The 24,803-nt window shown below is 69.4% G+C and carries 24 protein-coding genes; 11 read left to right on the top strand and 13 right to left on the bottom strand.

Annotated features, from left to right (window positions below; translation table 11 throughout):
* Positions 1-172: 172 nt before the first annotated feature.
* From AB0G32_RS31745 to AB0G32_RS31720, 6 genes are all read right to left on the bottom strand, one after another.
* Entirely contained in the window at positions 173-1,414 is a 1,242-nt protein-coding gene (locus AB0G32_RS31745) for a cytochrome P450 (protein ID WP_361171140.1), read from the bottom strand.
* Positions 1,415-1,754: 340 nt separating this feature from the next.
* Entirely contained in the window at positions 1,755-2,696 is a 942-nt protein-coding gene (locus AB0G32_RS31740; RefSeq protein ID WP_361171137.1) for an SDR family NAD(P)-dependent oxidoreductase, read from the bottom strand.
* Between the two features lie 132 nt (positions 2,697-2,828).
* Complete coding sequence (locus AB0G32_RS31735; RefSeq protein WP_361171134.1) at positions 2,829-3,023, bottom strand: ferredoxin; 195 nt, start codon at positions 3,021-3,023, stop codon at positions 2,829-2,831.
* Positions 3,024-3,059: 36 nt separating this feature from the next.
* A complete protein-coding gene (locus tag AB0G32_RS31730; protein WP_361171131.1) occupies positions 3,060-4,247 on the bottom strand; it encodes an FAD-dependent oxidoreductase in 1,188 nt (395 codons plus the stop codon).
* A gap of 152 nt (positions 4,248-4,399) precedes the next feature.
* Positions 4,400-5,140, bottom strand: a complete 741-nt coding sequence (locus tag AB0G32_RS31725; RefSeq protein ID WP_361171128.1) for an SDR family NAD(P)-dependent oxidoreductase — start codon at positions 5,138-5,140, stop codon at positions 4,400-4,402.
* Positions 5,141-5,277: 137 nt separating this feature from the next.
* Positions 5,278-5,667 carry a carboxymuconolactone decarboxylase family protein gene (locus tag AB0G32_RS31720; protein WP_361171125.1) on the bottom strand — a complete coding sequence of 130 codons (390 nt, stop codon included), beginning with the start codon at positions 5,665-5,667 and terminating at the stop codon, positions 5,278-5,280.
* Between the two features lie 373 nt (positions 5,668-6,040).
* Here AB0G32_RS31720 and AB0G32_RS31715 point away from each other — a divergent pair, with 373 nt between their 5' ends.
* Positions 6,041-7,627, top strand: a complete 1,587-nt coding sequence (locus tag AB0G32_RS31715; RefSeq protein ID WP_361171122.1) for an NAD(P)/FAD-dependent oxidoreductase — start codon at positions 6,041-6,043, stop codon at positions 7,625-7,627.
* Positions 7,628-7,708: 81 nt separating this feature from the next.
* On the opposite strand, the gene AB0G32_RS31710 is transcribed toward AB0G32_RS31715, so the two are convergent.
* Both AB0G32_RS31710 and AB0G32_RS31705 read right to left on the bottom strand, forming a co-directional pair.
* Entirely contained in the window at positions 7,709-8,107 is a 399-nt protein-coding gene (locus tag AB0G32_RS31710; RefSeq protein WP_361171119.1) for a nuclear transport factor 2 family protein, read from the bottom strand.
* Between the two features lie 66 nt (positions 8,108-8,173).
* Complete coding sequence (locus AB0G32_RS31705) at positions 8,174-8,572, bottom strand: nuclear transport factor 2 family protein (RefSeq protein WP_361171116.1); 399 nt, start codon at positions 8,570-8,572, stop codon at positions 8,174-8,176.
* Between the two features lie 191 nt (positions 8,573-8,763).
* On the opposite strand from AB0G32_RS31705, the gene AB0G32_RS31700 reads away from it, so the two are divergent.
* Positions 8,764-9,810: a cyclase family protein gene (locus tag AB0G32_RS31700; RefSeq protein ID WP_361171113.1), complete on the top strand. Its 1,047-nt coding sequence runs from the start codon at positions 8,764-8,766 to the stop codon at positions 9,808-9,810.
* A 74-nt stretch (positions 9,811-9,884) separates the two neighbouring features.
* Here AB0G32_RS31700 and AB0G32_RS31695 read toward each other — a convergent pair whose 3' ends face one another.
* Both AB0G32_RS31695 and AB0G32_RS31690 read right to left on the bottom strand, forming a co-directional pair.
* Positions 9,885-10,583, bottom strand: coding sequence for a TetR/AcrR family transcriptional regulator (locus AB0G32_RS31695; protein ID WP_361171110.1), 699 nt, complete (start codon positions 10,581-10,583; stop codon positions 9,885-9,887).
* Between the two features lie 90 nt (positions 10,584-10,673).
* A complete protein-coding gene (locus AB0G32_RS31690; RefSeq protein WP_361171107.1) occupies positions 10,674-12,599 on the bottom strand; it encodes a pyruvate dehydrogenase complex E1 component subunit beta in 1,926 nt (641 codons plus the stop codon).
* Between the two features lie 165 nt (positions 12,600-12,764).
* On the opposite strand from AB0G32_RS31690, the gene AB0G32_RS31685 reads away from it, so the two are divergent.
* Positions 12,765-13,472: a TetR/AcrR family transcriptional regulator gene (locus AB0G32_RS31685; RefSeq protein ID WP_361171104.1), complete on the top strand. Its 708-nt coding sequence runs from the start codon at positions 12,765-12,767 to the stop codon at positions 13,470-13,472.
* A gap of 26 nt (positions 13,473-13,498) precedes the next feature.
* Here the strand turns inward: AB0G32_RS31685 and AB0G32_RS31680 are convergent, their stop codons facing one another.
* From AB0G32_RS31680 to AB0G32_RS31670, 3 genes are read right to left on the bottom strand one after another with little or no spacing between them, the layout of a single operon-like run.
* The gene (locus AB0G32_RS31680) at positions 13,499-14,653 is read right to left on the bottom strand and encodes an acyl-CoA dehydrogenase family protein (protein WP_361171101.1); all 1,155 of its coding nucleotides are present in this window, start codon (positions 14,651-14,653) and stop codon (positions 13,499-13,501) included.
* Between the two features lies 1 nt (position 14,654).
* On the bottom strand, positions 14,655-15,713 hold the full coding sequence (locus AB0G32_RS31675) for an alcohol dehydrogenase catalytic domain-containing protein (RefSeq protein ID WP_361171098.1): 1,059 nt from the start codon (positions 15,711-15,713) through the stop codon (positions 14,655-14,657).
* On the bottom strand, positions 15,710-16,579 hold the full coding sequence (locus AB0G32_RS31670; RefSeq protein WP_361171095.1) for an enoyl-CoA hydratase-related protein: 870 nt from the start codon (positions 16,577-16,579) through the stop codon (positions 15,710-15,712). Before AB0G32_RS31670 ends, AB0G32_RS31675 begins: the two co-directional genes overlap by 4 nt.
* Before the next feature lie 167 nt (positions 16,580-16,746).
* On the opposite strand from AB0G32_RS31670, the gene AB0G32_RS31665 reads away from it, so the two are divergent.
* The 8 genes from AB0G32_RS31665 (at position 16,747) to AB0G32_RS31630 (ending at position 24,797) form a co-directional block, all read left to right on the top strand.
* Positions 16,747-18,285 carry a long-chain fatty acid--CoA ligase gene (locus AB0G32_RS31665; RefSeq protein WP_361171092.1) on the top strand — a complete coding sequence of 513 codons (1,539 nt, stop codon included), beginning with the start codon at positions 16,747-16,749 and terminating at the stop codon, positions 18,283-18,285.
* Complete coding sequence (locus AB0G32_RS31660) at positions 18,282-19,052, top strand: SDR family oxidoreductase (protein ID WP_361171089.1); 771 nt, start codon at positions 18,282-18,284, stop codon at positions 19,050-19,052. Before AB0G32_RS31665 ends, AB0G32_RS31660 begins: the two co-directional genes overlap by 4 nt.
* Positions 19,053-19,345: 293 nt before the next feature.
* A complete protein-coding gene (locus AB0G32_RS31655) occupies positions 19,346-20,803 on the top strand; it encodes an MFS transporter (protein ID WP_361171086.1) in 1,458 nt (485 codons plus the stop codon).
* A gap of 27 nt (positions 20,804-20,830) precedes the next feature.
* The gene (locus AB0G32_RS31650) at positions 20,831-21,223 is read left to right on the top strand and encodes a carboxymuconolactone decarboxylase family protein (protein WP_361171082.1); all 393 of its coding nucleotides are present in this window, start codon (positions 20,831-20,833) and stop codon (positions 21,221-21,223) included.
* A 37-nt stretch (positions 21,224-21,260) separates the two neighbouring features.
* Positions 21,261-22,097 carry an SDR family oxidoreductase gene (locus tag AB0G32_RS31645; RefSeq protein ID WP_361171079.1) on the top strand — a complete coding sequence of 279 codons (837 nt, stop codon included), beginning with the start codon at positions 21,261-21,263 and terminating at the stop codon, positions 22,095-22,097.
* A 208-nt stretch (positions 22,098-22,305) separates the two neighbouring features.
* The gene (locus AB0G32_RS31640; RefSeq protein ID WP_361171076.1) at positions 22,306-22,698 is read left to right on the top strand and encodes a carboxymuconolactone decarboxylase family protein; all 393 of its coding nucleotides are present in this window, start codon (positions 22,306-22,308) and stop codon (positions 22,696-22,698) included.
* Complete coding sequence (locus AB0G32_RS31635) at positions 22,695-23,432, top strand: SDR family NAD(P)-dependent oxidoreductase (RefSeq protein ID WP_361171073.1); 738 nt, start codon at positions 22,695-22,697, stop codon at positions 23,430-23,432. The genes AB0G32_RS31640 and AB0G32_RS31635 overlap by 4 nt, the downstream gene beginning before the upstream one ends.
* A gap of 117 nt (positions 23,433-23,549) precedes the next feature.
* On the top strand, positions 23,550-24,797 hold the full coding sequence (locus AB0G32_RS31630; RefSeq protein ID WP_361171070.1) for a cytochrome P450: 1,248 nt from the start codon (positions 23,550-23,552) through the stop codon (positions 24,795-24,797).
* Positions 24,798-24,803: the final 6 nt, after the last annotated feature.

The raw sequence follows: 24,803 nt of genomic DNA, 5'->3' as shown, positions 1-24,803 counted from the left end.
TCGTCGACTACGGCGTCGTCGGCGACCTCTTCGACGTCGTCCCGCAGCTCACCGAGGAGATCAAGACCCGCAAGGGCTGATCCCGTCGCGACGACCACCCAGACCGTGCGGGTGTAGGGCACCGTTCCGGTGCCCTACACCCGCCGCGAAAGCACGTGCCGACGACCCCGGACTACCAGGCGACAGGCAGCTCATAGATGCCGTACGCCTGCGAGTCCTCCTTGAACTTCAGCTCGGACAGGTCGGCCGCCAGCCGCAGCGTCGGAATACGGCGGAACAGGGTGCTGAACACGACGTGCAGTTCGATACGGGCCAGCTGCTGGCCGATGCACTGGTGCGGCCCCCAGCTGAACGCCATGTGGTGTGCGGCCTTGCGCGCGAGGTCGAGCTTCTCCGGCTCGGGGAACGCGTCCGGGTCCCAGTTGGCCGCCGGCAGAGCGGCGATGACGCCCTCCCCCGCCCGGATGGTCTCGCCGTCGATCTCGATGTCCTCGACGACCGCCCGCCGGGCGAGCAGGTGCGGGATGGTCAGGTACCTCAGCAGTTCCTCGACCGCGTTCGCCACGAACTTGGAGTCGTCGGAGCGCTCCCGGAGAGCCGCCAGCTGATCCGGGTTCTGCAGCAGCAGGGCGGTGCCCAGGGTGATCATGTTGGCACTGGTGTCGTGGCCGGCGACGAGCAGAATGTGGCCCAGCGGAGCGGCCTCCCCCATGGTCAGGTTTCCCGCCTTGACGCCGGCGGCGAGATCGGAGAGAACGTCCTCACCGGGGTCGTCCATCTTGGCCTCGATGAGGCCGGAGATGTACTGCCGCAACACCCTCGACGTCTCGGCGGACTCCTCGGCGGTCTTGAACCGGGCGTTGGTGACCCCGGCGTGCTCCTGGAAGAAGTGGTGGTCCTCGTAGGGCACCCCGAGCAGAGCGCAGATCATGAGCGACGGCAGCGGCAGCGACAGCGCCTCGTTCAGCTCGGTCGGGTTGGGGCCCGCGAGCATCTTGTCGATGAGGTCGTCGGTGATGCTCTGGATCTCCGGACGCAGCTTCTCCATCCGGTGCCGGGTGAAGGAACTCGTCAGCATGCGGCGCCAGCGCTGGTGTTCGGCCCCATCGGTGTTGTTGATCGACGGCTGCATCTCGGCTGCGTGGGCCTTCATCGCCTCCGTCGTGTGCGGGTACCCGGGCGCCGCGATATTGGCGCTGAGCCGCGGGTCGGCCAGCAGCTGCCGCTGCGCGGCGTAGGTCGTGGCCACCCAGGGGGTGCTGCCGTCCCAGGTCTCGACCCTGCGCACCGATGGGCCGGCGTCCCGCAGCTCCAAGAGCCCGGGCGGCGGCGCGAAGGGGCACTCGGACGCCCGGGGTGCAGGGTATGTGGGATTCGCCTCGGTCGCTCCGGCGCTCGCCACGTTGTCGGCCATGTCCGCGCTCCTCTTCTTTGACTGCCCTGTCGAACGACGATGGGCCACGCATCGGGACGGCCGGCCGGAGTTTCGGCCGGCCCTGCCCCGGCGCCGGTATGCGACGGCCATTGCGGCCCCGTCGTCGGCGGCGATCACGCACGGCCCTGAGCCGGCGCCATCGCATCGTGCGTACTGCAAACCTTACGTCGACCGATCGGTACAATCAATCCGGCGAAGGAGTGGAGTGCGGCGTCACAAACGGACTCCGAATGCGGGCGGAAAAGGCCATAGGGGCAGGGCGGAGGTCCCTCTGGCCTCCGCCCTGCCCCTATGGGCGGGAACGCACGATCCTCGCAGCTCAGGAGGCGGCTGCTCCCGGCTTCTCCTTGAACTGATGCCCGAGAAAGGCCCCCGTCCACCCCATGAGGTCCGAGGGAACGTAGTAGCCGTCCTCGGCGTTGATGGCGTCCCAGTTCTTCACGACGTCCTCAACCGTGGCGAGCCCGCCGTCATGCACGTAGCCCGGTGTGGAGGCGATGAAAAAGCGTGCGAACCGGCCGGCGCCGGCGGCGTAGATCTCCCCGTTGACCGGGCACTCCTCGTGCGCGAGGTAGGCGACCAGGGGCGCCACGGCCTGCGACGGCATCCCGGCCTGCTGAGCCGCCGCCTCCGCCGCGGCCTCGTCCTCGATACCGCCCATCCTGGTCAGGGCTGCCGGGGCGATCACGTTCACCTTGATCCCGTGCGGCTCGCCGGCCAGCCGCGCGCTACGGGCCAGGCCGATGACTCCGCCCTTGGCCGCCGCGTACGAGAGGTTGTTGTCGAGGCCGAAGAGACCGGCCGACGACGTCAGTACGACCCGGCCGTAGCCCTGTTCGACGAAGTGCGGCCAGGCGGCCTTCATGGTGTTGAAGGACCCCATGAGGTGGACGTCGAGGTGGCGTTGGAGATTGTCGGCGTCGACCTCCGGCAGCCCGGCCCATCTGATGATGCCGGCGTTGTTGATGACGGCATCGATACGCCCGAAGGCGTTCAGCGCGTTGTCGATGACGGCCTTGCCGCCCGCCTCCGTGGAGACGTCGTTGGTGTCGGCGACCGCCTGGCCGCCTGCCGCCACGATGGCAGCGGCCGCCTTCCGCGCGGGGGCGGCGTCCGCTCCGTCTCCGTCCATCGCTCCGCCGAGGTCGTTGACGACGACTTTCGCCCCCCGCTCGGCCAGCAGCCCGGCATAGGCGCGACCGATGCCGCGCCCCGCGCCGGTGACCACGACCACACGTCCTTCGAAGTTCAACTCACTCATGGGTGACTCCTGTAGTGCTGCTGTAGTGCCGCGCGGCCCCGGTCGACGAGCCCTGTGTACCGCGCCGCCGATCCTGAGGAACGTTCTGACGAACGGTGAATGCGGCGCCCGGTCCGTCCGGCCGCGCCCGCGTCACTCCTCGATGTGAATGGCGAGCGCGGGGCACACGGCCGCCGCGGTACGGACGTCCTCCGCCAGGTCCGCCGAGGGGTTCTCGTTGAGCAGGATGACGATGCCGTCCTCCTCACGCTGGTCGAAGACCTCGGGAGACGCAGCCACGCACTGTCCGGCGGCGCAGCATTTCTCCTCGTCGATGAGTACCTTCATGACATTTCTCCGGGTGATTCAGGGGAACGAGTGGATTCAGGGGATGGGAACGGATGCGGTCATGCTGTCCACGACCTCCTGGCGGCGCATGCGGGTCTGCTTGGGCATGTTCCAGCCCAGGACTCCGGTCACGGCTCCACCGCTGGTGTAGCGGACGACGAAACGGCGGCCCGCCACATCGCCTTCGACGACCTCCGTCTCGGCGTCGGCCGGGAGCATGCCGTGGACCTGCAGCTTCGCTTCGAACTGGTCGGTCCAGAAGTAGGGCACGGGCGCGTACGCCCGGTCCTCGCCGAGCACGACGGCGGCGACGGCCGCGGCCTGCTCGGTGGCATTGGTGCGGTTCTCCAGCCGCATCAGCCGGTCGTAGCCCTCGTGGTGGAACCGGGCCACGTCACCGACCGCGTAGATGCCCTCCGCCGCGCGGCACCTGGAGTCGCAGACGACGCCGTTGTCCAGCGTCAGGCCGCTGTCGTCGAGCCACTGGGTCGCCGGCGTCGCTCCGATGGCGACGACCACGACATCGGACGGAAGGACCTCGCCGGTGCTCAGTCGCACACCGGTGACCCGGCCGTCCTCGCTGAGCAGGCCCGCGACCCCTGAGCCCAGTCGCAGTCGCACACCGTGCTCCCGATGCAGGCCGGCCAGCAACTCGGAGACCATGGGGCCCACTTGCAGTGCCATCGGCGCGGCCAAGGGGCCCGCGAGGGTGACGTCCAGCCCCAGGGTGCGCGCGGTTGCCGCGATCTCCGAGCCGAGTACGCCCTCACCGACCACGACGAGCCGGGATCCGGGCCGCAGCTCCGCCTTCAGCGCCACGGCGTCGTCCAGTCCGCGCAGCGTGTACACACCGGCGATGCCGTCCTGGCCGGGCAGGGCGCGCGCCCGGACCCCGGTCGCGAGCACGATGACGTCCGCGGACAGCTCGCGTCCGGAAGTCGTACGCACGGTCCGCTCGGCCACGTCGAGGGTGGTCGCGGCGTCGCCGAGCACGAAATCGGCGTCGAGGTTCGCGATGACTTCGGCGGTGCGCAGAGCCGCGCGCTGCGGTTCCCAGGCTCCGGCGAGGACCTGCTTCGACAAGGGGGGCCGGTCGTACGGCGCGTGCACCTCGTCGCCGAGCACGTCGATCGCTCCGGTGTATCCCTTGCGCCGCAGGGCCTCGACCGTGGTGAGGCCGGCCGCCGAGGCTCCGACCACCAGGACTCGTCCGGGGCCGGTCATGCGCTCCCCCGTGCGATCGCCGGGCCGGTGGGCGGCCGGTGGGTGTCACCCCGGCGGTCGCCCCGGCTGCCGTACTCCAACCTCATACCTGTCTCCGATGCAGTCGATCAGTCGATCCGGTCGCTTTGATTATATCGAACAGTCGGTACACATTACGTAAGGTACCTGCCGCCGTTGGCGCTCAGGGTCTGCCCGGTGACGTAGCCGGCCTCTTCCGACGCCAGGTAGGCCACGGCATAGGCCACGTCCTCGGGACGGCCGGCCCGCTTCATCGGCATGGTCTGCGCGACCGCGTCGACGTCGACCGGCCCCTGACGGACCAGCGGGGTGTCGATGAACCCGGGCGGCACATGGTTGACCGTGATGCCCGTCCCGGCGTACTCGATGGCCAGCGCCCTGGTCAGGCCGATGACCCCGCCCTTGGAAGCCGCGTAGTGCGCCATGGCCGGCGCCCCGGTCTGCGCCGACGAGGAGGAGATGTTGACGATCCGCCCCCAGCCCGCGTCGAGCATGCCGGGCACCAGTTCCCTGGTCACCAGGAAGGGCCCTTTGAGGTTGATGCCGATCATGCGGTCCCAGGCGGTCTCGGTGATGTCGACGAAGGGCTGGTAGGCGGTGACTCCGGCGTTGTTGACCAGGACGGTGACGGGTCCCAGTTCCTCGCGGGTGCGCGCGGCGGCCTCGGCGACCGCGGTGGCGTCGGCGGCGTCTCCCGCTACCGCGATCGCGGTGCCGCCCGCCTCCTGGATGGCGGCGGCGGTCTTCTCGGCCCCTTCGTCATTCAGGTCCCACACCGCGACGGCCGCGCCCCTGGCGGCCAGGACCTTGGCGACCGATTCCCCGATGCCGCGGGCACCGCCCGTCACGACGGCGACCTTCCCCTGCAATGACATGCGCACTCCTCATGTACGTGGCGCCCCGCGACCGGACCTCCGACGGTCCGCGCACGCGGCGAATGGTTCGTCCCCGACTGTTCTGGACGTCAACCCCTGAGCGACGGACCCGCCTCCGGCGGAGCGTCGGGGCCGCGTCAGTCGGGAAGCGCCTCTCGGGCGGCGTTGCGTGCCGCTGTCGCCGCCGGGAAGCCTGCGTAGCCGGCGGCGTGGTAGATCACTTCGGCGATCTCGTCCCTGGTCAGGCCGTTGGTCACGCCGATTCTGAAGTGGGTCTTGAGCTCGCTCTCGGCGCCCAGCGCGATGAGGATGCCGAGCGTGACCAGGCTGCGGTCCCTCGGCGCCAGACCGTCCCTGGCCCACAGGGAGCCCCAGACACTGGTCAGACCGATGTCGACGAGCTCCTCACCGAGACGTCCGTCCCGCAGGTCGATGTCCCCGTCGGGGAACACCCCCGGCAGCGCGTCCCGCATGGCTTTCCACCCGGCACTGCGCAGCCCAGCCGGCTCTTCAGCGTCCTTGGCCATCGTGTGTGACTCCCGGTTCGCACGACACTGTGTCTCCCCCGAGGGAAAGTTAGATCAATCGGTCGGTATAATCAACGGCCAGGACAGCGGCCACCCGTAGCCCCTTGCGAGACGGGCCGCACCAGACACCACGGGGCCCCGCTCCACCCTCGAAGCCGCCTCTTCGCAGCTCTCTGCGGCACGAGCATTGATCGATCCAAGAGCCTGCTCTACTCTCGCCCTAATTATTCGATCGATCGGTCGAAATAACAAACTCGGGCTCACGCGGGCGGAGCAGCCCCCTGTTCCCAGTGGAGGGCAGATGACCAACACGAAGACGACATCCTCAGCGGCCGAAGGCCGGGATGGCGCGGATGAGGTCCTGGATGTCGTAGTGATCGGTTCAGGCGTCACGGGCATCTACCAGCTGCACCTGGCGCGTGAGGCCGGCCTCTCGGTCAAGGTGCTGGAGGCCGGTAGCGGCGTCGGCGGCGTGTGGTACTGGAACCGCTACCCCGAGGCCCGCTTCGACTCCGAGAGCTACAGCTACGGCTACCTCTTCTCCAAGGAGCTGTGGGAGGAGTGGGAGTGGTCGGAGCAGTACGCCGGGCAGCCGGAGATCGAGCGCTACTTCAACTACGTGGTCGACCGCTTCGACCTGCGCAAAGACATCGTCTTCAACGCGAAGGTGAACTCGGCCGTCTACGACGAGCCGACCGGCACCTGGACCGTGACGGCCGAGAACGGCACGACGCTCCGGACCCACTTTCTCGTCGCGGCCACCGGGAACCTGTCCGTTCCCTTCATCCCGGCCATCGAGGGCCGCGGCCTCTTCAGGGGCGAACAGCACCACACGAGCCGCTGGCCCAAGCAGCCCATCGACTTCACGGGCAAGCGCGTGGCCCTGATCGGAACCGGCTCCAGCGGGGTCCAGGTCGTGCCGGCCATCGCCGACGAGGTCGCCTCCCTGACCGTCTACCAGATGAAGGCGGACTGGGTCACACCGCTCAACAACCGGCCGATCACCCCCGACGAGCAGGCACGGCTCAAGGCCGACTTCGAGCAGATCCGCGACACCCTGGCCGGCTCGCCCAGCGGATTCCTGCACGCCATCAATCCGGCCAGCGGAGCGGACGTCAGCCCCGAGGAGCGCCAGGCGTTCTACGAGAAGATGTGGAACAGCCCCGGCTTCACCAAGCTGACCGAGCACTACCGGGACATGACGTACAACCCGGAGATCAACTCCGAGTGGTGCGCTTTCATGGCCGGGAAGATCCGCAGCATCGTCGAGGACCCCGAGACCGCGAAGAAGCTGATCCCCAGGGACGGTGGCTACGGCGCCCGGCGGCCTCCGTTCGGCACCGGCTACTACGAGGCGTACAACAAGCCGAACGTCTCGCTCGTCTCACTCCCCGAAGAGCCCATCATCCGGTTCACCGAGACCGGCGTCGAGACCTCGCAGGGGCTGCGCGAGTTCGACATCGTCATCTGGGGCACCGGTTACGACTTCGGCACCGGCGCGCTCAACCGGCTCGGGGTACGCGGACGGCAGGGCCTGCCGCTGGAGGAGTACTGGGCGGACGGTCCGCGCACCTATCTCGGTGTCGCCACGGCCGGTTTCCCCAACTTCTTCTTCCCCGGCGGCCCGCACGGCGCTCTGGGCAACAACCCGCGGTACGCCGGCGACCAGGCGGAGTTCACGCACCGCGTCCTGATGTACGCGCGGGACCACGGACATGACGTGATCGAGGTGAAGGAGTCCGCGGAGAAGGAGTGGACGGACCTCATGAACAGCAGCGACAACCTGTCCATCTTCCAGAAGGCCAGCTACTTCTACGGCTCCAACATCCCCGGCAAGGCGGTCAGCCAGTTGCTGAACCCCACCGGGCGGTGGAAGCTCCAGGAGCTGATCCGCGAGGTCGAGGGGAACGCCTTCAACACCTTCCACCTGTCCGGGGCGGACGCGCCCGCCGGTGCTTGAGCGCATACGGAACGGCGGTCGGCCGACGCGAATCGGCCGACCGCCGCAGAGGGTGGCGCACGCTCCCCGGACGGGAGTCGGTCACGGCAGGAACGTGGTCACCCTGCGCTGGAACCGCCACTCGCCGTCACGGCGGCGGAGCACGTCGTCGTAGCGGCCGACCAGCCGGACCGCCCAGCCGGAGTCGTCACGCTGGAAGAAGGCCAGGTTGCTGACGGCCGTCGCCTCGTCCTCGGTGACCGACGTGACGACGATGTTGGTGGCCAGGTGCAACTGAGGCCGTGCGGGCGAGAAGTTGGCGTATCCGGCACGTATCGCCTCGTGCCCCTCGAAGGTCCCGACACCGGTGATCTCAGCGACGCCGTCGGGCCAGAACAGCTCGACGATGTCGTCCACCCGGTCGGCGTCCACCGCATGCGCGTAGGCACCGATGGCGCGCTGCACGTGCGCGGTGGTCGATGCCTGGTTCGCTGTGCTCATCTCGTACTCCCGGAAAGTGATGGGCCAGGCCCCCGATCGAGTGGACCAGGCCTGGCGGGTGAGGGATCAGGCCTGGTAGGTGCTGGACCGGCGGTGCAGCAGCCACACCCCGTCCACCTGGCGCAGCGTGTCCAGGTAGCGGCCGACGATCTGCACGTCCCAGCTCTCCGCTCCGCGCTGCAGGAACACGACGTCGCTCGTCGCCGTCGCCTCGTGTTCCGCGGAAACGGTGACCACGGTGTTGCTCACCAGGTGGAGCTGGGGCTTCGTCGGCTCCCAGCCCTTGAAGGCCTGCCGGATCGCGTCCCTGCCCCGGACAGGATCCATGCCCGGGACCTCCAGGACCGCGTCGGGTGCGTACAGTCCGGCGACCTCGTCGGTACGCCCGGCGTCCTGCGCCTGGGTGTGTGCGCCGATGGTCGCTCGTACGCCGGCGACGACCTCGGCGTAGGGGGTTTCACTCATGGACGGCTCCAAGTGCTGAGAGATGCCTGCAGACCTAGGTCTACCGGATTTCGACCACCCAGTCTATTGATCACGCAGAAAAGCCGGCCGACGGCAACGAGTCATATTCATGGATTCATTGACCGACCGGTACATAGTCCATAGCATGACGACGACAGTCGACAGGGACGTCGACAGAGGAGGCGTTTATCGTGACGAAGCGTTGGAAGCAGCGGCCCCCCGGTTCGACGTGGGGCGACTGGGGCGAGGACGACGAGCTGGGACGGATCAACCTCCTCACGCCGGAGAAGGTGCTGCAGGGCGTGCGCGAGGTCGAGCACGGCATCGCCTTCAGCCTCAGCCTGCCGCTCGACTATCCCGGCGGCTCGGCGATGAACCAGCGCCGCTACCCGCCGGTCCTCCGGCCCACCGAGGACCTGGAGCACAAGCAGGACGTCTTCTACAACGTCGTGGCCAGCGAACAGATCAGCCCGGACCTGATCGACGTCTGGTCCGACGACGTGGTCACCCTGTGGCTGCAGTACTCGACCCAGTGGGACTCACTGGCCCATCAGGGGGCCGAGTTCGACGCGGACGGCGACGGTGTCGCCGAGCCGGTCTACTACAACGGCTACCGGCCCGGCACCGACCTGGTCGGCCCCGAGGCGGACGCCAAGGGCGACGGCAGTGGCAGCAAGTCCTTCGCCCGCCATCTCGGGCTGGAGCACATGGCCGAGCACGGGGTGCAGGGCCGGGGCGTGCTGATCGACATCGCGCACCACCTGGGCACCGGGTACCAGCCGGTCTCCTACAAGCAGCTGCGCGAGATCATGGCGGCCGACAACGTCGTCGTGGAGCCCGGGGACATGCTCCTGCTGCACACCGGGTTCGCCACGCAGATCCTCGCCTGGGAGAAGAATCCCGACCCGGTCGCGATCCACCAGACCGCCCCCTACCTGGACGCGGACGACCCGGAGCTGCTGCGGTGGATCGCGGATTCCCAGATCTCGGCACTGATCGCGGACAACTACGCCGTCGAGGGCGTGGGCGTCACCCAGGCGCAGGGGCCGCACACTCTGCTTCCCATCCACCACCTGTGCCTGTTCAAGCTGGGCGTCCCCCTGGGCGAACTGTGGTACCTCAAGGAACTCGCCGCCTGGCTGCGTGAGCACAACCGCAGCCGGTTCCTGCTGACCGCTCCCCCGCTGAACCTCCCCGGCACGCAGGGCAGCCCCCTGACGCCGGTGGCGACGGTCTGACCCACCGCAGGCGGACCGTCCACGCCGATACGCCGCTGCCGGCCCCTGGGTTCCGGCAGCGGCGTATCGGCGTGTCAGCTCTCCCGCGAGGCCGGCCGAAGCGGTTTTGGCCGGGCGCTCTGCCTGCGGGCGAGGAACTCACGCATGCGGTCCTCGAGATCGTCGAACCGGTGGCCCGGCTTCGCGAAGCCCAGGAAGAGGGTGGCGCAGTACTCGCGGGAGAGGTACTCGGCGTCCCACTCGCCGTCGGGCTTGATCCACTGGTAGGTGTGGTTGTGCAGGTTCAGGAACTGCAGGGTGGCCAGCCGCGGGTCCAGTTCCCGGAAGGCCCCTTCGTCCATCGCCGCGACGAGCAGCTGCTGGACCAGGTCCTCGAACTCGCGGCGCTGGGTCATCAGACGGGACCGGTTGACACCGTGCAGATTGCGGTAGTCGTGCTCGTACACCCAGACATGGTCCAGCCGCGCCAGGATGTTCTCCAGCAGCGTCTGGGACAGCATCCTCAGCCGGATGAGCGCGCTCTCCTCCAGCGAGGCGATGCGGTGCGCGCTGGCCAGCATCGGACCCATGACGCGGTCCTGGATCTCGATGAGCAGCTGCTCCTTGGAGCCGATGTAGTAGTAGAGCGCGCCTCTGGCCAACCCGGCGGCCTCGCCCACTTCCGCGATGCCGGTGGCCGCGTACCCCTTCTTGGCGAACAGCGCGGCCGCCCGGTCGATGATCTCCTGGCGGCGGATCTCGTAACCCGGCCCATGTCCCGGTGGTCTAGGCATGGGTCAGCATGTTACGGCTTGGCACCACCGCCGCCACCAGCGGGATCACGCGCCGGGCGGTCGCCCGGCGCGCTGTCGCGGCGTACCGGCTCAGACGGCGGCGATACGACGGACGGTGTCCGCGATCGTGTCGCGCGAGGGCAGCCACACGCGTTCCAGGGAGGGCGCGTACGGGGCCGGCACCGGGGGCGGCGCCACCCGGGTGACGGGGGCGTCCAGGTGCCAGAAGCCCTCGTCGACGGCGAGGGCGGCCAGTTCGGCGCCGACGCCGAAGTCCCGTACCGCCTCGTGGGCGATGACCAGGCGGTTGGTCTTGGCGAGCGAGGCGAGGACGGTCTCGCGGTCCAGTGGGGCGATGGTGCGCAGGTCGACGACCTCGACGCTGATGCCTTCCGCGGCGAGCACCTCCGCGGCGGCGAGACTGTCCTGCACCATGCGGGACCAGGAGACGAGGGTGACGTCGGTGCCCTCGCGGGCGACCTTGGCCTTGCCCAGCGGAATCAGGTGGCCGGCCGGGGGGCGGGGGCCCTTGAGACCGTACTGGAGGCGGTTCTCGACGAAGACGACCGGGTTCGGGTCCTGGATGGCCGCCCGCAGGAGGCCGTAGGTGTCCGCCGGGTTGGACGGCATCACCACGGTCAGCCCGGGGATGTGCGCGAGGATGGCCTCCAGGCTCTGCGAGTGCTGGCTGCCGGAGGAGCGTCCGGCGCCGAACTGGGTCCGCACGACCAGCGGCATCGAGGCGCGGCCGCCGGTCATGAAGCGGAGCTTGGCGGCCTGGTTGAGCAGCATGTCGAGGCAGACGCCGATGAAGTCCATGTACATGATCTCCACGACGGGCTTCATCCCCGCCATCGCCGCCCCCACCGCCGCGCCGAGGATCGCGCTCTCGCTGATCGGGGTGTCGCGGACCCGCCCGGGGAAGGCCTGCGCGAGTCCCCGGGTGAGGCCGAAGACATTGCCGCCCGCGCCGACGTCGATGCCGGCGACGAAGACCGCCGGATCCGCGCTCAGTTCGTGCTCCAGGGCGAGGCGGACGGCGTCCATCGAGCGGAAGATCTCCGCGTCGGGCGGCAGGGGCGCCGGTTCCGGCACGGCCGGCCGCGGGGCGGACACGAAGTCGTGGAGGGTCTCGGGGTCGGGTTCGGGCAGGCTCCTCGCCCACTCCACGGCCGCTTCGATCTCCTTGTGGATCTCCTCGTCGACCGCGTCGACCAGCGACTCCGCCACTCCCGCGTCCGCGAGGCGCCGCCGGGCCACCAGCAGTGGGTCCCTCTCCTTGGCGGCGGCGACCTCCTCCGGGCTGCGGTAGCGCTCGGGGTCGCCCTCGTAGTGCCCGTGCCAGCGGTAGGTCTCCGCCTCCACGAGGACCGGGCCGCCGCCCTGCCGTATGCGCTCCACCACGTCGTTCATCATCCCGGCCACGGCCAGCACGTCGTTGCCGTCCACGTGGGCGTACCCGATGCCGTATCCGGCGGCGCGGGCCGAGAGCGGTGCGCGGTGCTGCTCCGAGGCGGGCGAGAACTCGGAGTAGTGGTTGTTCTCGCAGAGGAAGACGACGGGCAGGTCCCACACGGCGGCCAGGTTGACCGCCTCGTGGAACATTCCCTGGGCCACCGCGCCGTCGCCGAAGAACGCCACCACCACGTCGCCGGCGGCCCGCAGTTTGGCGGCGGTGGCCACCCCTGACGCGATGGGCAGCCCCGCGCCCACGATGCCGTTGGCGCCGTAGATGCCCAGCCCCGGATCGGCGATGTGCATGGAGCCGCCGCGGCCGTGACAGGTCCCGGCGTCCTTGCCCATCAGTTCGGCCATCATCGAGGCCGTGTCCAGACCTTTGGCCAGGACGTGGCCGTGACCGCGGTGGGTGGAGGTGATGCCGTCGCTCTCCCGCAGGGGCCAGCACGCGCCCACCGCGCTGGCCTCCTGTCCGATGGACAGATGCAGGAAGCCCGGGATCTCGGTCGCCTTGTACAGCTCCGACGCCCGCTGCTCGAAGCGGCGGATTCGGCGCATGCGACGATACATTTCGAGAAGTTGTTCCGAGTGGGTGGATTGCGCGCCGATTATCTGCGGTGCCACGGTCATGTCAGTCCTCGCTACACTCACGCAGGCAATGCATCTGAAGCACGGCCTGTGCTGCCTTTTTTAATGTACTGATCGCTCAAGGGAGAGAATCGGATGGCAAGGCCGCCGGGGCACGGTCCCGGCTTCGAGGTCAGGCGCCAGAAGATCATCGACACGGCTGCCGAGCTGTTCGCCCGCCAGGGCTACGCGGCGACGTCCGTCAACGATCTGGGCCGGGAGGTCGGGCTTGCCAAGGGGGCGCTGTACTACTACATCGGCTCCAAGGAAAACCTGCTGATCGAGATCCAGTCGCGGGTGATGGTGCCGCTGCTCAAGCGGGCCCGGCAGATCACCGAGCTCGACGAGACGCCGTTGGTGCGGCTGCGGCTGCTGTCCGAGTCGCTGCTGACGATCCTCTTCCACCGGCTCGACCACATCTGGGTCTACGAGCACGACTACCGCAGCCTCGGCGGAGCCGAGCTGGGCCGGCTGCTCGGTCAGCGCGCCGAGTTCGAGGGGCTCGTCTCGGGGCTGCTCGCAGCGGCCGCGGACGAGGCCGTCGTGCGGACCGGCCACATCCGCCTCGCCACCCTTCAGTTCCTCAACCTGCACAATCACACCTACCAGTGGGTGCGGACCGATGGACCATGGGGTCCGGCCTTCCTCTCGCGCCAGTACTGCGACACCCTGTTCCGCGGTCTCGGTGCGACGGACAGCGGTCTGGACGCCGTCGAGGCGAGGGCCGAGACGTTCAAGCGTGAGCGGCCGGACCTCCCGCTGGACCCCGAGGCCGAGTGGTCGCCCGTCGCCGTGGGGGGCTGATCCGCGCCGGCGGATCAGCCCGGTCCTCACCCGCGCTTGACCAGAGCCTTGGCGATGACGTTGCGCTGGATCTCGTTGGTGCCCTCGCCGATCTCCAGGATCTTCGCGTCCGCGTAGAAGCGGGAGATCTCGGATTCGCGCATGTAGCCGTAGCCGCCGTGGATCTGCAGCGCCTGGGAGGCGGCGCGGTTGGCGACCTCGGAGGCGTACAGCTTCGCCATCGCGGCCTCCGTCGCGTGGGGCCGGCCCTGGTCGGCGAGCCACGCGGCGCGGTAGACCATCCACCGGGCGGCCTCGAACTCCGTACCGATGTCCGCGATCTTGTGGGCGACGGCCTGGAAGGCGGAGAGCGGACGCCCGAACTGCTCACGCTCCCTGGCGTGCTGGACGCCCAGGGTGAGTGCCGCCCTCGCCAGTGACATGCTCAGCGCGGCCACGCTGATCCGGCCCTTGTCCAGCACGGACAGGAACTGGCGCAGTCCGCCGCCCTCTTCGCCGATCAGGTGGTCGTGGGGGATGAAGCAGTCGGTGAAGACGAGTTCCCGGGTGTCCATGGCGTGCCAGCCGAGCTTTCTGAGCTTGCGGCCCACGGTGTAGCCGGCTGTGTCCGTCGGCACGTAGAAGGTCGCGAACTGCTTGCGGCCCTCGGCGTCGTGGCCGGTGCGCGCGAGCAGGGTCACGCCCTGGCTGATGTCCGTGCCGGCGTTGGTGATGAACATCTTGGTGCCGTTGATCACCCAGCCGCCGTCCACCCGGTGGGCCGTCGTGGTGATGCCCGCCGCGTCGGAGCCGGCACCGGGCTCCGTGAGCCCGAACGCGCCGATGGCCTCTCCGCGTGCCAGTGGTGCCAGCCACCGTTGCTTCTGCTCCTGAGTGCCGTAGGCGAGCAGCGGCAGCGTGGCGATCGTGGAATGGGCGTTCCAGGTGGAGGCCACCGACTGGTCGGCGGCGCCCAGCTCCTCCATCACCGCCACGTACGACACCATGTCCGATCCGGCGCCGCCGTACTCCTCGGGCACCAGCATGCCCATCAGGCCCAGTTCGCCGAGCTTGGTGAAGATGTGGGTGGGGAACTGCTCGTTCTCGGACCACTCGGCCGCGTGCGGGGCGATCTCACGCGCCGCGAACTCGCGGACCATGTCCTGCAGCGCCCGTGTCTCCTCGGGCAGGTCGAAATCCATGTCACAGTCCCTTCGGGGTCAGCAGAACCTTGAGGTGGGAGGCCCGGTCGGCGGCCAGGTCCGCGAAGACACCGACGCCGTCCGCCAGCGAACGGCGCCCGGTCAGCAAGGGGGAGGCGTCCAGGCGCCCGGTGCTCATCAGATCGATGACGCGCGGGATGTCGAAGTTGTAGCCGAGGGTGCCGAGCAGGGTGCGCTCGTAGAAGACGAGCTGGCCCATCTCGATCTCGACGCTGCCGTGCCCGACCCCCGCCAGGACGACCCGCCCGCCGCGCCGGACGGTGGCGACCGCCTGGGCGGCGAGCGCCGCCACGCCGGTCGCGTCGATCACCGCGTCCGGGCCGACGCGTCCGGTTCGCCGGAACACCTCACGGCGTACGTCGGTCTCCCGGGGGTCGAATGCCTCGGTGACGCCGGTCTCCAGCAGCTTCTCCCGGCGCTCCTTCAGCGGCTCGCTCACGTAGAGCCCGGCCGCTCCCGCGAGGCGGGCCGCGAGCACCACGGCGAAGCCGATCGGGCCGCCGCCGACGACCAGGACGTTGTCGCCCGGCCGTATCCCGGCGCGGGTCACCGCGTGCAGACCGACGGCCAACGGTTCGGCCAGGGCCGCCATCTCGTCGCTGACGTTGTCGGGCAGGCGGGTCAGTCCGGCCAGCGGTACGGTGACGCGCTCGGCGAACCCGCCCGGCGAGGCCAGTCCCACCGATCCGCTTCTGGGGCAGATGTGGTACTCGCCGCGTGCGCACCAGTAGCAGACGCCGCATCGCCACACCGGGTCCACGGCCACCCGGTCGCCCACGGCGATGCCCGGTGTGCCGGTCCCCAGCGCCAGGACGGTTCCGCTGAGCTCGTGTCCCAGTGCCAGGGGCGGCGCCGCGTTGGTGAGCGGGTGCGGCGCGGTACGGATCATGTGCGGGCCCTCGAGGAACTCGTGCAGGTCCGTGCCGCACAGGCCGCACCAGGACACCTCCACGACGGCCTCATGGGGCCGCGGATCCGGCGGCTCGGGCACCTCTTCGAGCCTCAGGTCCCGTGCGCCGTGCCAGCGCAGCGCCTTCATGCCGTACCACCCTTCTCGTCGTCGCTGTCGGCGTCGCTTCCGAGCGCCGGTCCCTCTGCTCGCCGGGGGTCCTCTGGGCCTTCTTCGCGCGCCGGGTCGCCGAAGCTCGCCTTTCCCGGGCCGTGGTCGAGGAAGGAGCGGAGTCCGGTGGCCGCGTCACGGGTGCCGAAGACGCCGGTGAAGAGGGCCCGCTCCAGGGCGAGCGCGGTGCCGATTGCGGCGTCGGCGCCCTGATCGACGGCTTCCTTGATGGCTTCCAGGGCGGCCGCCGGGCCCTGAGCCAGGCGGTGGGCATAGGCGAGGGCGGTGGCGTAGACCGAGTCGGCCGGTACGACCTCGTCCACGAGCCCGATCCGCAGCGCCTCGGACGACTTCACCTGGCGGCCGGTCATCAGCAGGTTCTTGGCTTTCGCCGGGCCGAGCAGGCGGGTGAGCCGCTGGGTTCCGCCGGAGCCGGGCATGATGCCGAGCCGGACCTCGGGCTGGCCCAGTACCGCGTTGTCGGCCGCCACCCGGTAGTCGGCGCAGAGCGCCAGTTCCAGTCCGCCGCCGAGCGCATGGCCGGTCAGCGCCGCCACCACCGGCATCGGCAGCCGGGCGATGTCCTCGAAGGTCCGCTGCAGGGCCCGGTTCCAGCCGCGGACCTCCTCCGGACCCATCGCCGCCAGGGCGTTGATGTCCGCGCCGGCGGCGAAGAGCCGTTCGCCGCCGTAGAGCACGACGGCCCGTACGTCGCGGGCGTCCGCCAGCTTGCGCGCCGCGGCTGCCAGGGCCAGCCGCTGGGCGGAGTCGAAGGCGTTCATCGGCGGATTGACCAGGCGAAGCGTGACCACCGGTCCATCGACATCAATACGGATGCGGGGCACGGGTCGGCTCCCCTTTCCGGGGGATCCTCCCCCTCATGACGGTTGTCGGTGGCTGCGGAGCGTCGTAGAGTGCGCTGCAGGTTTTATAGACCAATGGGTACACGAAAAGTTTGTAGCGGGCAACCGACCGGTCGGGACAATGCCGGTCAACGAACAAGAGAGTCGCCGTGCACAATTTCGCGAGCATCCTCGACTACCACTTGGCCCAGCGCCCCGATGCCGTCGCCGTGGTGCAGGACGACCGGCGCCTGACCGTGCGGGAGCTGCACACCAGGGTCAATCAGCTGGCCGCCGGCCTGTCCGGACTGGGCGTGCGCCGCGGAGACGTCGTCGGGCTGTTGCTGTACAACCGACCGGAATTCGTCGAGCTGCTGTACGCCGTCAACCGGATCGGCGCCGTCCTGCTGCCGTTGAACTACCGCCTGTCGGAGGACGAATGGCAGTTCATCCTCGACCACGCGCGCGCGAAGGTGATCGTGACCGAGCCGGAATTCGCTCCGGCGGTCGATCGGCTCGGCCGCGTACTGGACCGGCTGGAGCACCGGATCCAGGTGGGTGACGGCACCCTCGTCGAGGGCTGGACGGGCTATGACGACCTGCTCTCCCGGCACGTGGGCGCGTCGGTGGAGACGGTGGACGTCGAGGCGGGCGACCTGCAGCGACTGATGTACACCTCGGGCACCACCTCACGGCCCAAGGGCGTCTGCATCACCTACGGCAACCTGCAGGCGAAGAATCTCGCCCACATCGTCCACTTCGGACTGACCGCGCAGGACACCACCCTGGTGTGCGGCCCGCTGTACCACGTCGGTGGCCTGGACATGCCGGCCCTCGGCGTGCTGTACGCGGGAGGAAAGGTGGTGCTGCAACGCAAATTCGACGCCGTGGGGGTGCTGACGGCGATCCAGGAACAGCGTGTGACGAATCTGTGGCTCGCCCCGGCGATGGTCAACGCGGTCCTGGAGGTGCCGGGCCGCGAGGCGTACGACACCACCTCGGTCCGCTTCGTGCTGGGCGGCGGGGAGAAGACCCCCGAGCCCGTGCTGCGGCGGATCGGCGCCGCGTTCCCCAACGCCTGGTTCGCCGACGCCTACGGGCTCACCGAGACCGTCTCAGGCGACACCTTCCTCGACCGCGCGCACAGCCTGTCCAAGCTCGGCTCGGTCGGGCGGCCCGTTCCGCACACCCGGATCAGGATCGTCGACGACAGCGGCAGGGAGGCACCGGCCGGTGAGCTGGGTGAGATCACCCTGCGCGGCCCGAAGGTCTTCGCCGGCTACTGGCGGGACGAGCGGGCGACGGCGGCGGCGATCAAGGACGGCTGGTTCCACACCGGCGACATCGGTCATGTCGACGAGGAGGGCTTCCTCTACATCGACGACCGGAAGAAGGACATGATCGTCTCGGGCGGCGAGAACATCGCCACTCCAGAGGTGGAACGGGTCCTGTACGACCATCCCGCCATCCTGGAAGCGGCCGTGGTCGGACTGCCCCATCCCCGCTGGGGCGAGGTGCCCCGGGCCTTCGTCGTCTTCCGCCCGGGAATGCGGACCGAGGCCGAGGAGCTGCGCCGGTTCTGCCAGGAACGGCTGGCCAAGTTCAAGGTGCCCACCCGTATCGACGTGGTCGACGCACTGCCCCGTACACCGTCGGGGAAGGTCCTCAAGCGGACCCTGCGCGACCTCCCGACGGAGGCGCAGGCATGACCGGCGTGACGAGCGACCTGCGCCTCGACGGCAAGACGGTCTGGGTGACCGGTGCCGGCAAGGGACTCGGGCGTGCCATGGCCGTGGCCCTGTCCCAGGCCGGGGCCGCGCTGGCCGTCACCGCGCGCACGGCCGACGATCTCGAGCAGCTGGCCGCCGAGGTCTCCGCCCACGGCGGCAGGACGCTGGTCGTGCCCGGCTCGGTGGCCGACCCGGGCACGGTCAGGGACACGGTCGGCCGCATCACCGACTGGGCGGGCCGGCTGGACGCGGTGGTCAACTGCGCGGGCGTCAGCCCTCATTTCACCCGCAGCGAGAAGGTGTCCGACGAGGCCTGGCGACAGGTGCTCGACGTCAACCTGGCCGGCACCTTCTACTGCTGCCGCGAGGCCGGGAAGGTGATGCTCGACCAGCAGGCGGGTTCGATCGTGAACGTGTCCTCGGTGCACGCGAGCGTCGGTTTCGAGCGCATCGCGGCCTACGCGGCCAGCAAGGGCGGCGTCGAAGCGCTCACCAGGTCGCTCGCCGTCGAATGGGCCGACCGCGGGGTACGGGTGAACACGCTCGCGCCCGGCTACTTCCGCACCGATCTCAGCTCGGGGCTGCTGGACAGCAGTTGGGGCGAGCGCATCGTGGGGAGCACTCTCCTGGGCCGGGTCGGCGAGGCCCACGAGCTGGGCGGCGCGGCGGTCTTCCTGGCCTCCGACGCCTCCCGCTACATGACCGGCTCCACTGTCACGGTGGACGGAGGCTGGACGGCGCGGTAGCCGGGTCAGCCGCTTCGGGACGGAGAGGGACGGTTCACGGACCGCCCCTCTCTCAGGCATGCCGTTCTTCCGTCGGGCCGGTTCCCCGGCTCTTCTCGCGGGCTCAACTTTCCTGAACGATCCATTGATTGTACCGACCGATGGGTCTACTTTACCGGCAGCCGCATTCTGTCAACCGCGTCAGGACTGGTCCGCTGCCGCGCGGTTCCCGCTTTCGAGCACTTCAGCATCCTGTCCCGAGCTGCGTGCACCGGAGCCGTTCCCCTTCACCCGCTCGCCCACGGAGGGCTTCCATGACCCATACCCAGACCTCGCCGTCACCGGCCGCGGAGGGTTCACGTTCCACCGGGCGCAACGCGCTCATCGTCGCCGCTCTCATGTGGTCGGTCCAGCTGGTCTCGCTCGTCGCCGCCCTGTCGGGCACCACCCAGGCGGCCATAGCGATCCATTTCCAGACCACCGAGATCGCCTGGTTCACCCTCATGACCTTGCTGACGGGCACCTTCTTCCTGCCCTTCATGGTCAAGGGAGCGGCCCTGTTCGGCAAACGGCGCGCCCTGCTCATCGCCACGGGCCTCGGTCTCACCGGTGACCTCGTCGCGGCGCTGGCCACCGACTACCGCACCCTTCTCATCGGGCGGGGCATCGCCGGCGTCTACACGGCCGCCACCCCGCTCGCCTACGCGCTCACCCGCGATGTCTTCCCGCGCCGCTGGGTCGGAGTCGCGAACGGTGTCATGGCCGGTGGCGTGGGCCTCGTCGCCTTCGGCGGCCCGTTCCTCTCCGGGTACCTGCTCGACCACCACGGCTTCCGGGGCGTCCTGTGGTTCGTGGCCATCAGCACGGCGGTGAGCTTCTTCCTGGTCCTGTTCCTCGTGCCGGAGAGCCCGGTCCGTGAACGGGGCGGGCGGATGGACTGGGCCGGCGGGCTTCTCCTGGGCGGCGGCGTCACCCTCATCATCTACGCCGTGGGCCAGGGGTCGCACTGGGGCTGGAGCAGCGCGAAGTTCATCGGGTTCATCGTCATCGCGGCGGCCGCCCTCATCGCCTTCCTGTTCGTCGAACGCCGCGTGGCCGACCCGCTGTTCCCGCTCAGCATGACCAGGCGGCGCCCGGTGTGGTCCGCTCTGCTGGCCACCTCCATCGCGGCCGGTTCGCTCAGCGCCGTCGGCGTGGTCATCCAGCTCCTGGTCCTGATGCCGAAGATCCCGCACGTCTCCGACGGTCTGGGCTGGTCGGGCACCCACAACGCCATCGTCACCAGCCCGATCAGCCTCATGATCCTGGTAGGTGCCATCGGAACCGGCACGATCGCGCGCCGCGCCGACAGCAGGGTGCTTCTGGGCATCGGAACCGTGCTGGCCGTCGTGGGGTACGGGGTCGGCACCCAATACCACCAGTCCGCCGGCCAGATCATCTCGTGGGGTGTCGTCGCGGGCCTGGGCACGGGAGTGGTCGTCGCGGTCGTGCCCATCATGGTCATCGAGGTCGTCAGCCCCGAGGAACAGGCGATGGCGAACGGCGCGCAGGCCCTGGCTCAGGGCGTGGCACAGATCATCGTCTCGCAGCTGACGTACGTCATCATGTCGCAGCACGGAGCGGTGCTGGAGGGCACCCAGTTCTACCTCGACCAGGGCTTCACCAACGGCATGTGGCTGGTCATCGGGTGCTGCGCGCTCGGCGGCCTGTTCGTCGCACTCATCCCGCGGGCGGAGCGGCTCGAGGACGCGAAGGTCGGTCAGGCCGCCTGATCCCGTCACACACAGAACGGAGTCTCCATGTCCACGACCCGCGACGAAGGCTTTGCGGTGCTGCGAGAGATCCTTCCCGAAGCCATTTCGGGCAGCGGTACGGAGGCCCGGATCGACGGCGGAGGATTCGCGTTCGGCCTCGGTGAGCTGAGCCTGGAGAACGTCTTCGGGCGGCTGTGGACCAGGCCCGGCCTCGACCGGCGCTCCCGCAGTCTCGTCACGCTCGGCATTCTCATCGCGCTGAACGCCGAGGACGAGCTGAGGTTCCATCTCCCGATCGGCCTGCGCAACGGCCTGACCCGGGAGGAACTCGAAGAGGTCGTCTACCACGCCTCCGGCTATGCCGGTTTCCCCGCGGCGGCGACCGCCATGCGCATCGGACGCGAAGTGCTCGACCAGCACATCGCAGAGCCGAACTGACCGCGGCGGGACGGAGAGGAGCAGCAGTATGCGGACCGTGCGGGACAGGACGGCCGTCATCACGGGCGCCGGCAGCGGCATCGGGCGTGCGACCGCCCTCTCGCTCGCCCGTCGCGGCGCGAACATCGTCGTCGCCGACCTCGACGAGGCAAGAACCCGCGCGGTCACCGACGAGATAGTCCAGGGCGGCGGCGCGGCGATCGCCGTGCACGGCGACGTCGCCCACCAGAGCACGTTCGACGCGCTGAAGCAGGCCGCGGTCCACCGGTTCGGCACGGTGGACATCGTGATGAACAACGTCGGTGTGCTGACCCGGGGCAGGCCTGATCACCTCCCCGTCGCGGAGTGGGAGCGGATCATCACGGTCAACCTCCTCTCCGTCGTCCGCAGCAATGCCGTCTTCCTGCCCCTCCTCGTCGAGCAGGGGCACGGGCACATCGTCAACACCGCGTCCTTCGCCGGGCTGTACACCTACGCCTACGACCGGCTCCCCTACGCCGCGTCGAAGGCGGCGGTCGTGCAGCTCTCCGAGGGGCTGCGCCTCTACCTGCAGCCGCAGGGCATCGGTGTGACGGTGCTGTGCCCGGGCCCCGTGGCCACCGACATCGCCGCCTCACTGCCGCCGGCGTTCGGACCCGAGGTGGACACCCGCGGTCCCGGCGAACAGTTCGGCGTCCTCGACCCGGCCGTCGTCGGGGAGCAGGTGGCCGAGGCGATCCTCAGCAACACCTTCATGCTCTGCACCCACCCCCAGGTCCGCGACCTCCTCGTCGAACGGGCCACCGACTGGGACGCGTTCATGGACCGTCAGGCCGCCGCCGTCGCCATGCCGGAGTCCGGGGCGGAGACCCGGCCTTCTTCAGGCTCAGCCTGAGGGCTTGGACGCAGGACCCGTCGGTGCGGTCACTCCCCGGCCGCCATGGTTGATCGGCCTTCAGCGGACGGCGTCACGAGCATTGCTCGGCGCCGTCCGAGTGGCGTACGATCCAAACAGTTATCTGATTCAGCTCAGATAAATATGTTGGCTCATTTTTCGGCGACGAAAGGTGGAACCACGTGCAGCGCACACCAGGACCGGCATCATGACCACCGACCAGCGCCGGCTCGGCGTTGAGACCATGTACTCGGTCGTCTCCGCGACACCTCCGCCCGACCAGGACGACCTGCGCGACGGACTCCTCGGGGAGGACCTCGTGGAGATCGGCCTGATCAATGTGTGGGCCCAGCTGTGGGCGCGCGAGGGACTGGCCCGCCGCGACCGCAGTCTGGTGACACTGGGCGTTCTCATCGCCCTGGGGTGCGAGGACGAACTCGCCAGTCATGTGCGGATCGCCAGGAGCAACGGACTGTCGGAGACCGAGATCGCCGAGGTCCTCTACCACGCGTCGGGCTACGCGGGCTTCCCGCGTGCCATGGCCGCGCGGAAGGCGGCCCGACGGGCACTGGGGCAGGAAACGCAGGAGGCTCCCCGATGACGATGGCCGGCAGGAACGTCGTGGTCACCGGGGCGGGGCGCGGACTGGGACGATCGATCGCCGCCACCCTGGCCGGTCAGGGCGCCTCGGTGGCCGTGTGGGACCTGAACGCGGACGGCGCCGAAAAGACCGTCGCCGCCATCCAGGAGGCGGGCGGCGAAGCCGTCGCCGTCACCGTGGACGTGTCCGACGCCGCGGCCGTGGCAGCCGCCGCCGCCCGCACCCACGAGGAACTCGGCCCGGTCACCGTCCTGGTCAACAACGCGGGCGTCACCACGTACGTACCCTTCACCGAACTCGGCGAGGACGAGTGGGACCGGATGGTCCGGATCAACCTCAAGAGCCAGTACCTGGTGAGCCGTTCGTTCGTGCCCGACATGCTGGCGGCGGGCTGGGGACGCATCGTCAACATCTCGTCCTCGTCGGCCCAGACCGGAGCCCCGGCCATGGCCCACTACGCCGCGTCCAAGGGCGGGGTGATCGGCTTCACCAAGGCGCTCGCCATCGAGTTCGCCGACAAGGGGATCACCGTCAACAACGTGCCGCCCGGCTTCGTCGACACCCCACTGCTGCGCGAGGGCTTCGATCCTGACGAGGTCGCCCCGAGCATGCCGATGAAGCGTGCCGGTCAGCCCGCGGACATCGCGCACGCCGTGGCCTATCTGGTGTCCGAGGAAGCCGCCTACGTGACGGGCCAGACCCTCAGCGTCAACGGCGGCCGCTACCTCGTCTGAGGCCCGGCCGCCCGCCGTCCGCAGTGATCCGCGACGGAAACCGACCACTGACCACCGGAGACCGAGACCGACACCGAGCACGAGCACGAGTACCGGAGATGCAGGGAAGGGACTCTCATGTCTGAGATCGAGACCGCGTCCGACACCGGGAGCGCCGAGGAGGCGCCGGTCTTCCCGGCGCCCAGATCGAGCAGTTGCCCGTTCGCCCCTCCGCCCGGCCTGCTCGCCCTGCGTGACGCGGACCTGCCGGCCAGGCGGGTCCGCATCTGGGACGGGACCACCCCCTGGCTCGTGCTCGATCACGCCGCCCAGCGCGCCCTGCTCAGCGACCCGAGGCTGAGCGCGGGCATCGGCAAACCGGGCTACCCGCACACCACCGAGGCGATGAAGGTCCACGCCGACGAGATGCAGCCGTCGATCAACAACACCGACGGCCCGGAGCACGCCCGGTGGCGGCGGATGCTGACCAGTTCCTTCACCCGTCACCGGATGGAGAAGCTGCGGCCGGCGATCCAGCACATCACCGACGACCTCATCGACAAGATGCTCGCCGGCCCGAACCCCACGGAACTCAACGAGGCGCTGTCGCTCCCCCTCCCCTCGCTGATGATCTGCGAGCTGCTCGGTGTTCCCTACGAGGACCACGAGTTCTTCCAGAAACACGCGGGCATCACCAACGCCGTGAACCAGTCCCCCGAGGAGAACGCCCGGACCGCGGGCATCCTGCGGAACTACATCGCGCAGCTCATCGAAGCCAAGATGGACGACCCCGGCGAGGACGTCCTGTCCGACCTCGGCGCCAAGATCAAGCAGGGTCTCCTCACCATGGAGGAGGCCGCGCCCCTGGGACACATCCTGCTGGTCGCGGGACACGACACCAGCGCCAACATGATCACCCTGGGGACGGCGCTCCTGCTCCAGCACGAGGACCAGCTCACGGCCCTGCGGACTAACTCCGACGACCCGGCGTACGTGACCAAGGCCGTCGAGGAGCTGCTGCGGTACCTCACGCTGCCGCACCTGCTGGCCCGCCGGGCCGTTCTGGAGGACTTCGAGTTCGAGGGCGTGCGCATCCGCGCGGGCGAGGGCGTCATCGCCAGCCTGCCCGCCGCCAACTGGGATCCGCAGGCGTTCCCCAGTCCGGAAGAACTGCGGCTGTACCGCCGGGCTTCGCACCATCTGGCATTCGGCTGGGGACCGCACCAGTGCGTCGGTCAGCAGCTCGCCCGGATCGAGCTCCAAGTCGTGTTCAGCACCCTCTTCCGCAGGATCCCCACGCTGCGGCTCGCCGCCGACGTGGCGGACCTGAGGTTCAAGGAGGACTCCCAGGCGTACGGCATCTACGAACTGCCGGTGGCCTGGTGACCGCTC

This window comes from Streptomyces sp. NPDC023723 (assembly GCF_040639815.1).
In the GTDB taxonomy this organism is placed as follows: domain Bacteria; phylum Actinomycetota; class Actinomycetes; order Streptomycetales; family Streptomycetaceae; genus Streptomyces.
This window is presented reverse-complemented; position numbering and strand designations above follow the sequence as displayed.

Bases quoted from the DNA above. Each gene is read 5' to 3' on its own strand.
- AB0G32_RS31635 (WP_361171073.1), top strand. From the start codon at position 22,695: ATGACGATGGCCGGCAGGAACGTCGTGGTCACCGGGGCGGGGCGCGGA.
- AB0G32_RS31650 (WP_361171082.1), top strand. From the start codon at position 20,831: ATGTCCACGACCCGCGACGAAGGCTTTGCGGTGCTGCGAGAGATCCTT.
- AB0G32_RS31680 (WP_361171101.1), bottom strand. From the start codon at position 14,653: ATGGATTTCGACCTGCCCGAGGAGACACGGGCGCTGCAGGACATGGTC.
- AB0G32_RS31710 (WP_361171119.1), bottom strand. From the start codon at position 8,107: ATGAGCACAGCGAACCAGGCATCGACCACCGCGCACGTGCAGCGCGCC.
- AB0G32_RS31660 (WP_361171089.1), top strand. From the start codon at position 18,282: ATGACCGGCGTGACGAGCGACCTGCGCCTCGACGGCAAGACGGTCTGG.
- AB0G32_RS31675 (WP_361171098.1), bottom strand. From the start codon at position 15,713: ATGAAGGCGCTGCGCTGGCACGGCGCACGGGACCTGAGGCTCGAAGAG.
- AB0G32_RS31690 (WP_361171107.1), bottom strand. From the start codon at position 12,599: ATGCGCCGAATCCGCCGCTTCGAGCAGCGGGCGTCGGAGCTGTACAAG.
- AB0G32_RS31735 (WP_361171134.1), bottom strand. From the start codon at position 3,023: ATGAAGGTACTCATCGACGAGGAGAAATGCTGCGCCGCCGGACAGTGC.
- AB0G32_RS31720 (WP_361171125.1), bottom strand. From the start codon at position 5,667: ATGGCCAAGGACGCTGAAGAGCCGGCTGGGCTGCGCAGTGCCGGGTGG.
- AB0G32_RS31695 (WP_361171110.1), bottom strand. From the start codon at position 10,583: ATGCCTAGACCACCGGGACATGGGCCGGGTTACGAGATCCGCCGCCAG.
- AB0G32_RS31730 (WP_361171131.1), bottom strand. From the start codon at position 4,247: ATGACCGGCCCCGGACGAGTCCTGGTGGTCGGAGCCTCGGCGGCCGGC.
- AB0G32_RS31740 (WP_361171137.1), bottom strand. From the start codon at position 2,696: ATGAGTGAGTTGAACTTCGAAGGACGTGTGGTCGTGGTCACCGGCGCG.
- AB0G32_RS31725 (WP_361171128.1), bottom strand. From the start codon at position 5,140: ATGTCATTGCAGGGGAAGGTCGCCGTCGTGACGGGCGGTGCCCGCGGC.
- AB0G32_RS31655 (WP_361171086.1), top strand. From the start codon at position 19,346: ATGACCCATACCCAGACCTCGCCGTCACCGGCCGCGGAGGGTTCACGT.
- AB0G32_RS31745 (WP_361171140.1), bottom strand. From the start codon at position 1,414: ATGGCCGACAACGTGGCGAGCGCCGGAGCGACCGAGGCGAATCCCACA.
- AB0G32_RS31705 (WP_361171116.1), bottom strand. From the start codon at position 8,572: ATGAGTGAAACCCCCTACGCCGAGGTCGTCGCCGGCGTACGAGCGACC.
- AB0G32_RS31630 (WP_361171070.1), top strand. From the start codon at position 23,550: ATGTCTGAGATCGAGACCGCGTCCGACACCGGGAGCGCCGAGGAGGCG.
- AB0G32_RS31640 (WP_361171076.1), top strand. From the start codon at position 22,306: ATGACCACCGACCAGCGCCGGCTCGGCGTTGAGACCATGTACTCGGTC.
- AB0G32_RS31685 (WP_361171104.1), top strand. From the start codon at position 12,765: ATGGCAAGGCCGCCGGGGCACGGTCCCGGCTTCGAGGTCAGGCGCCAG.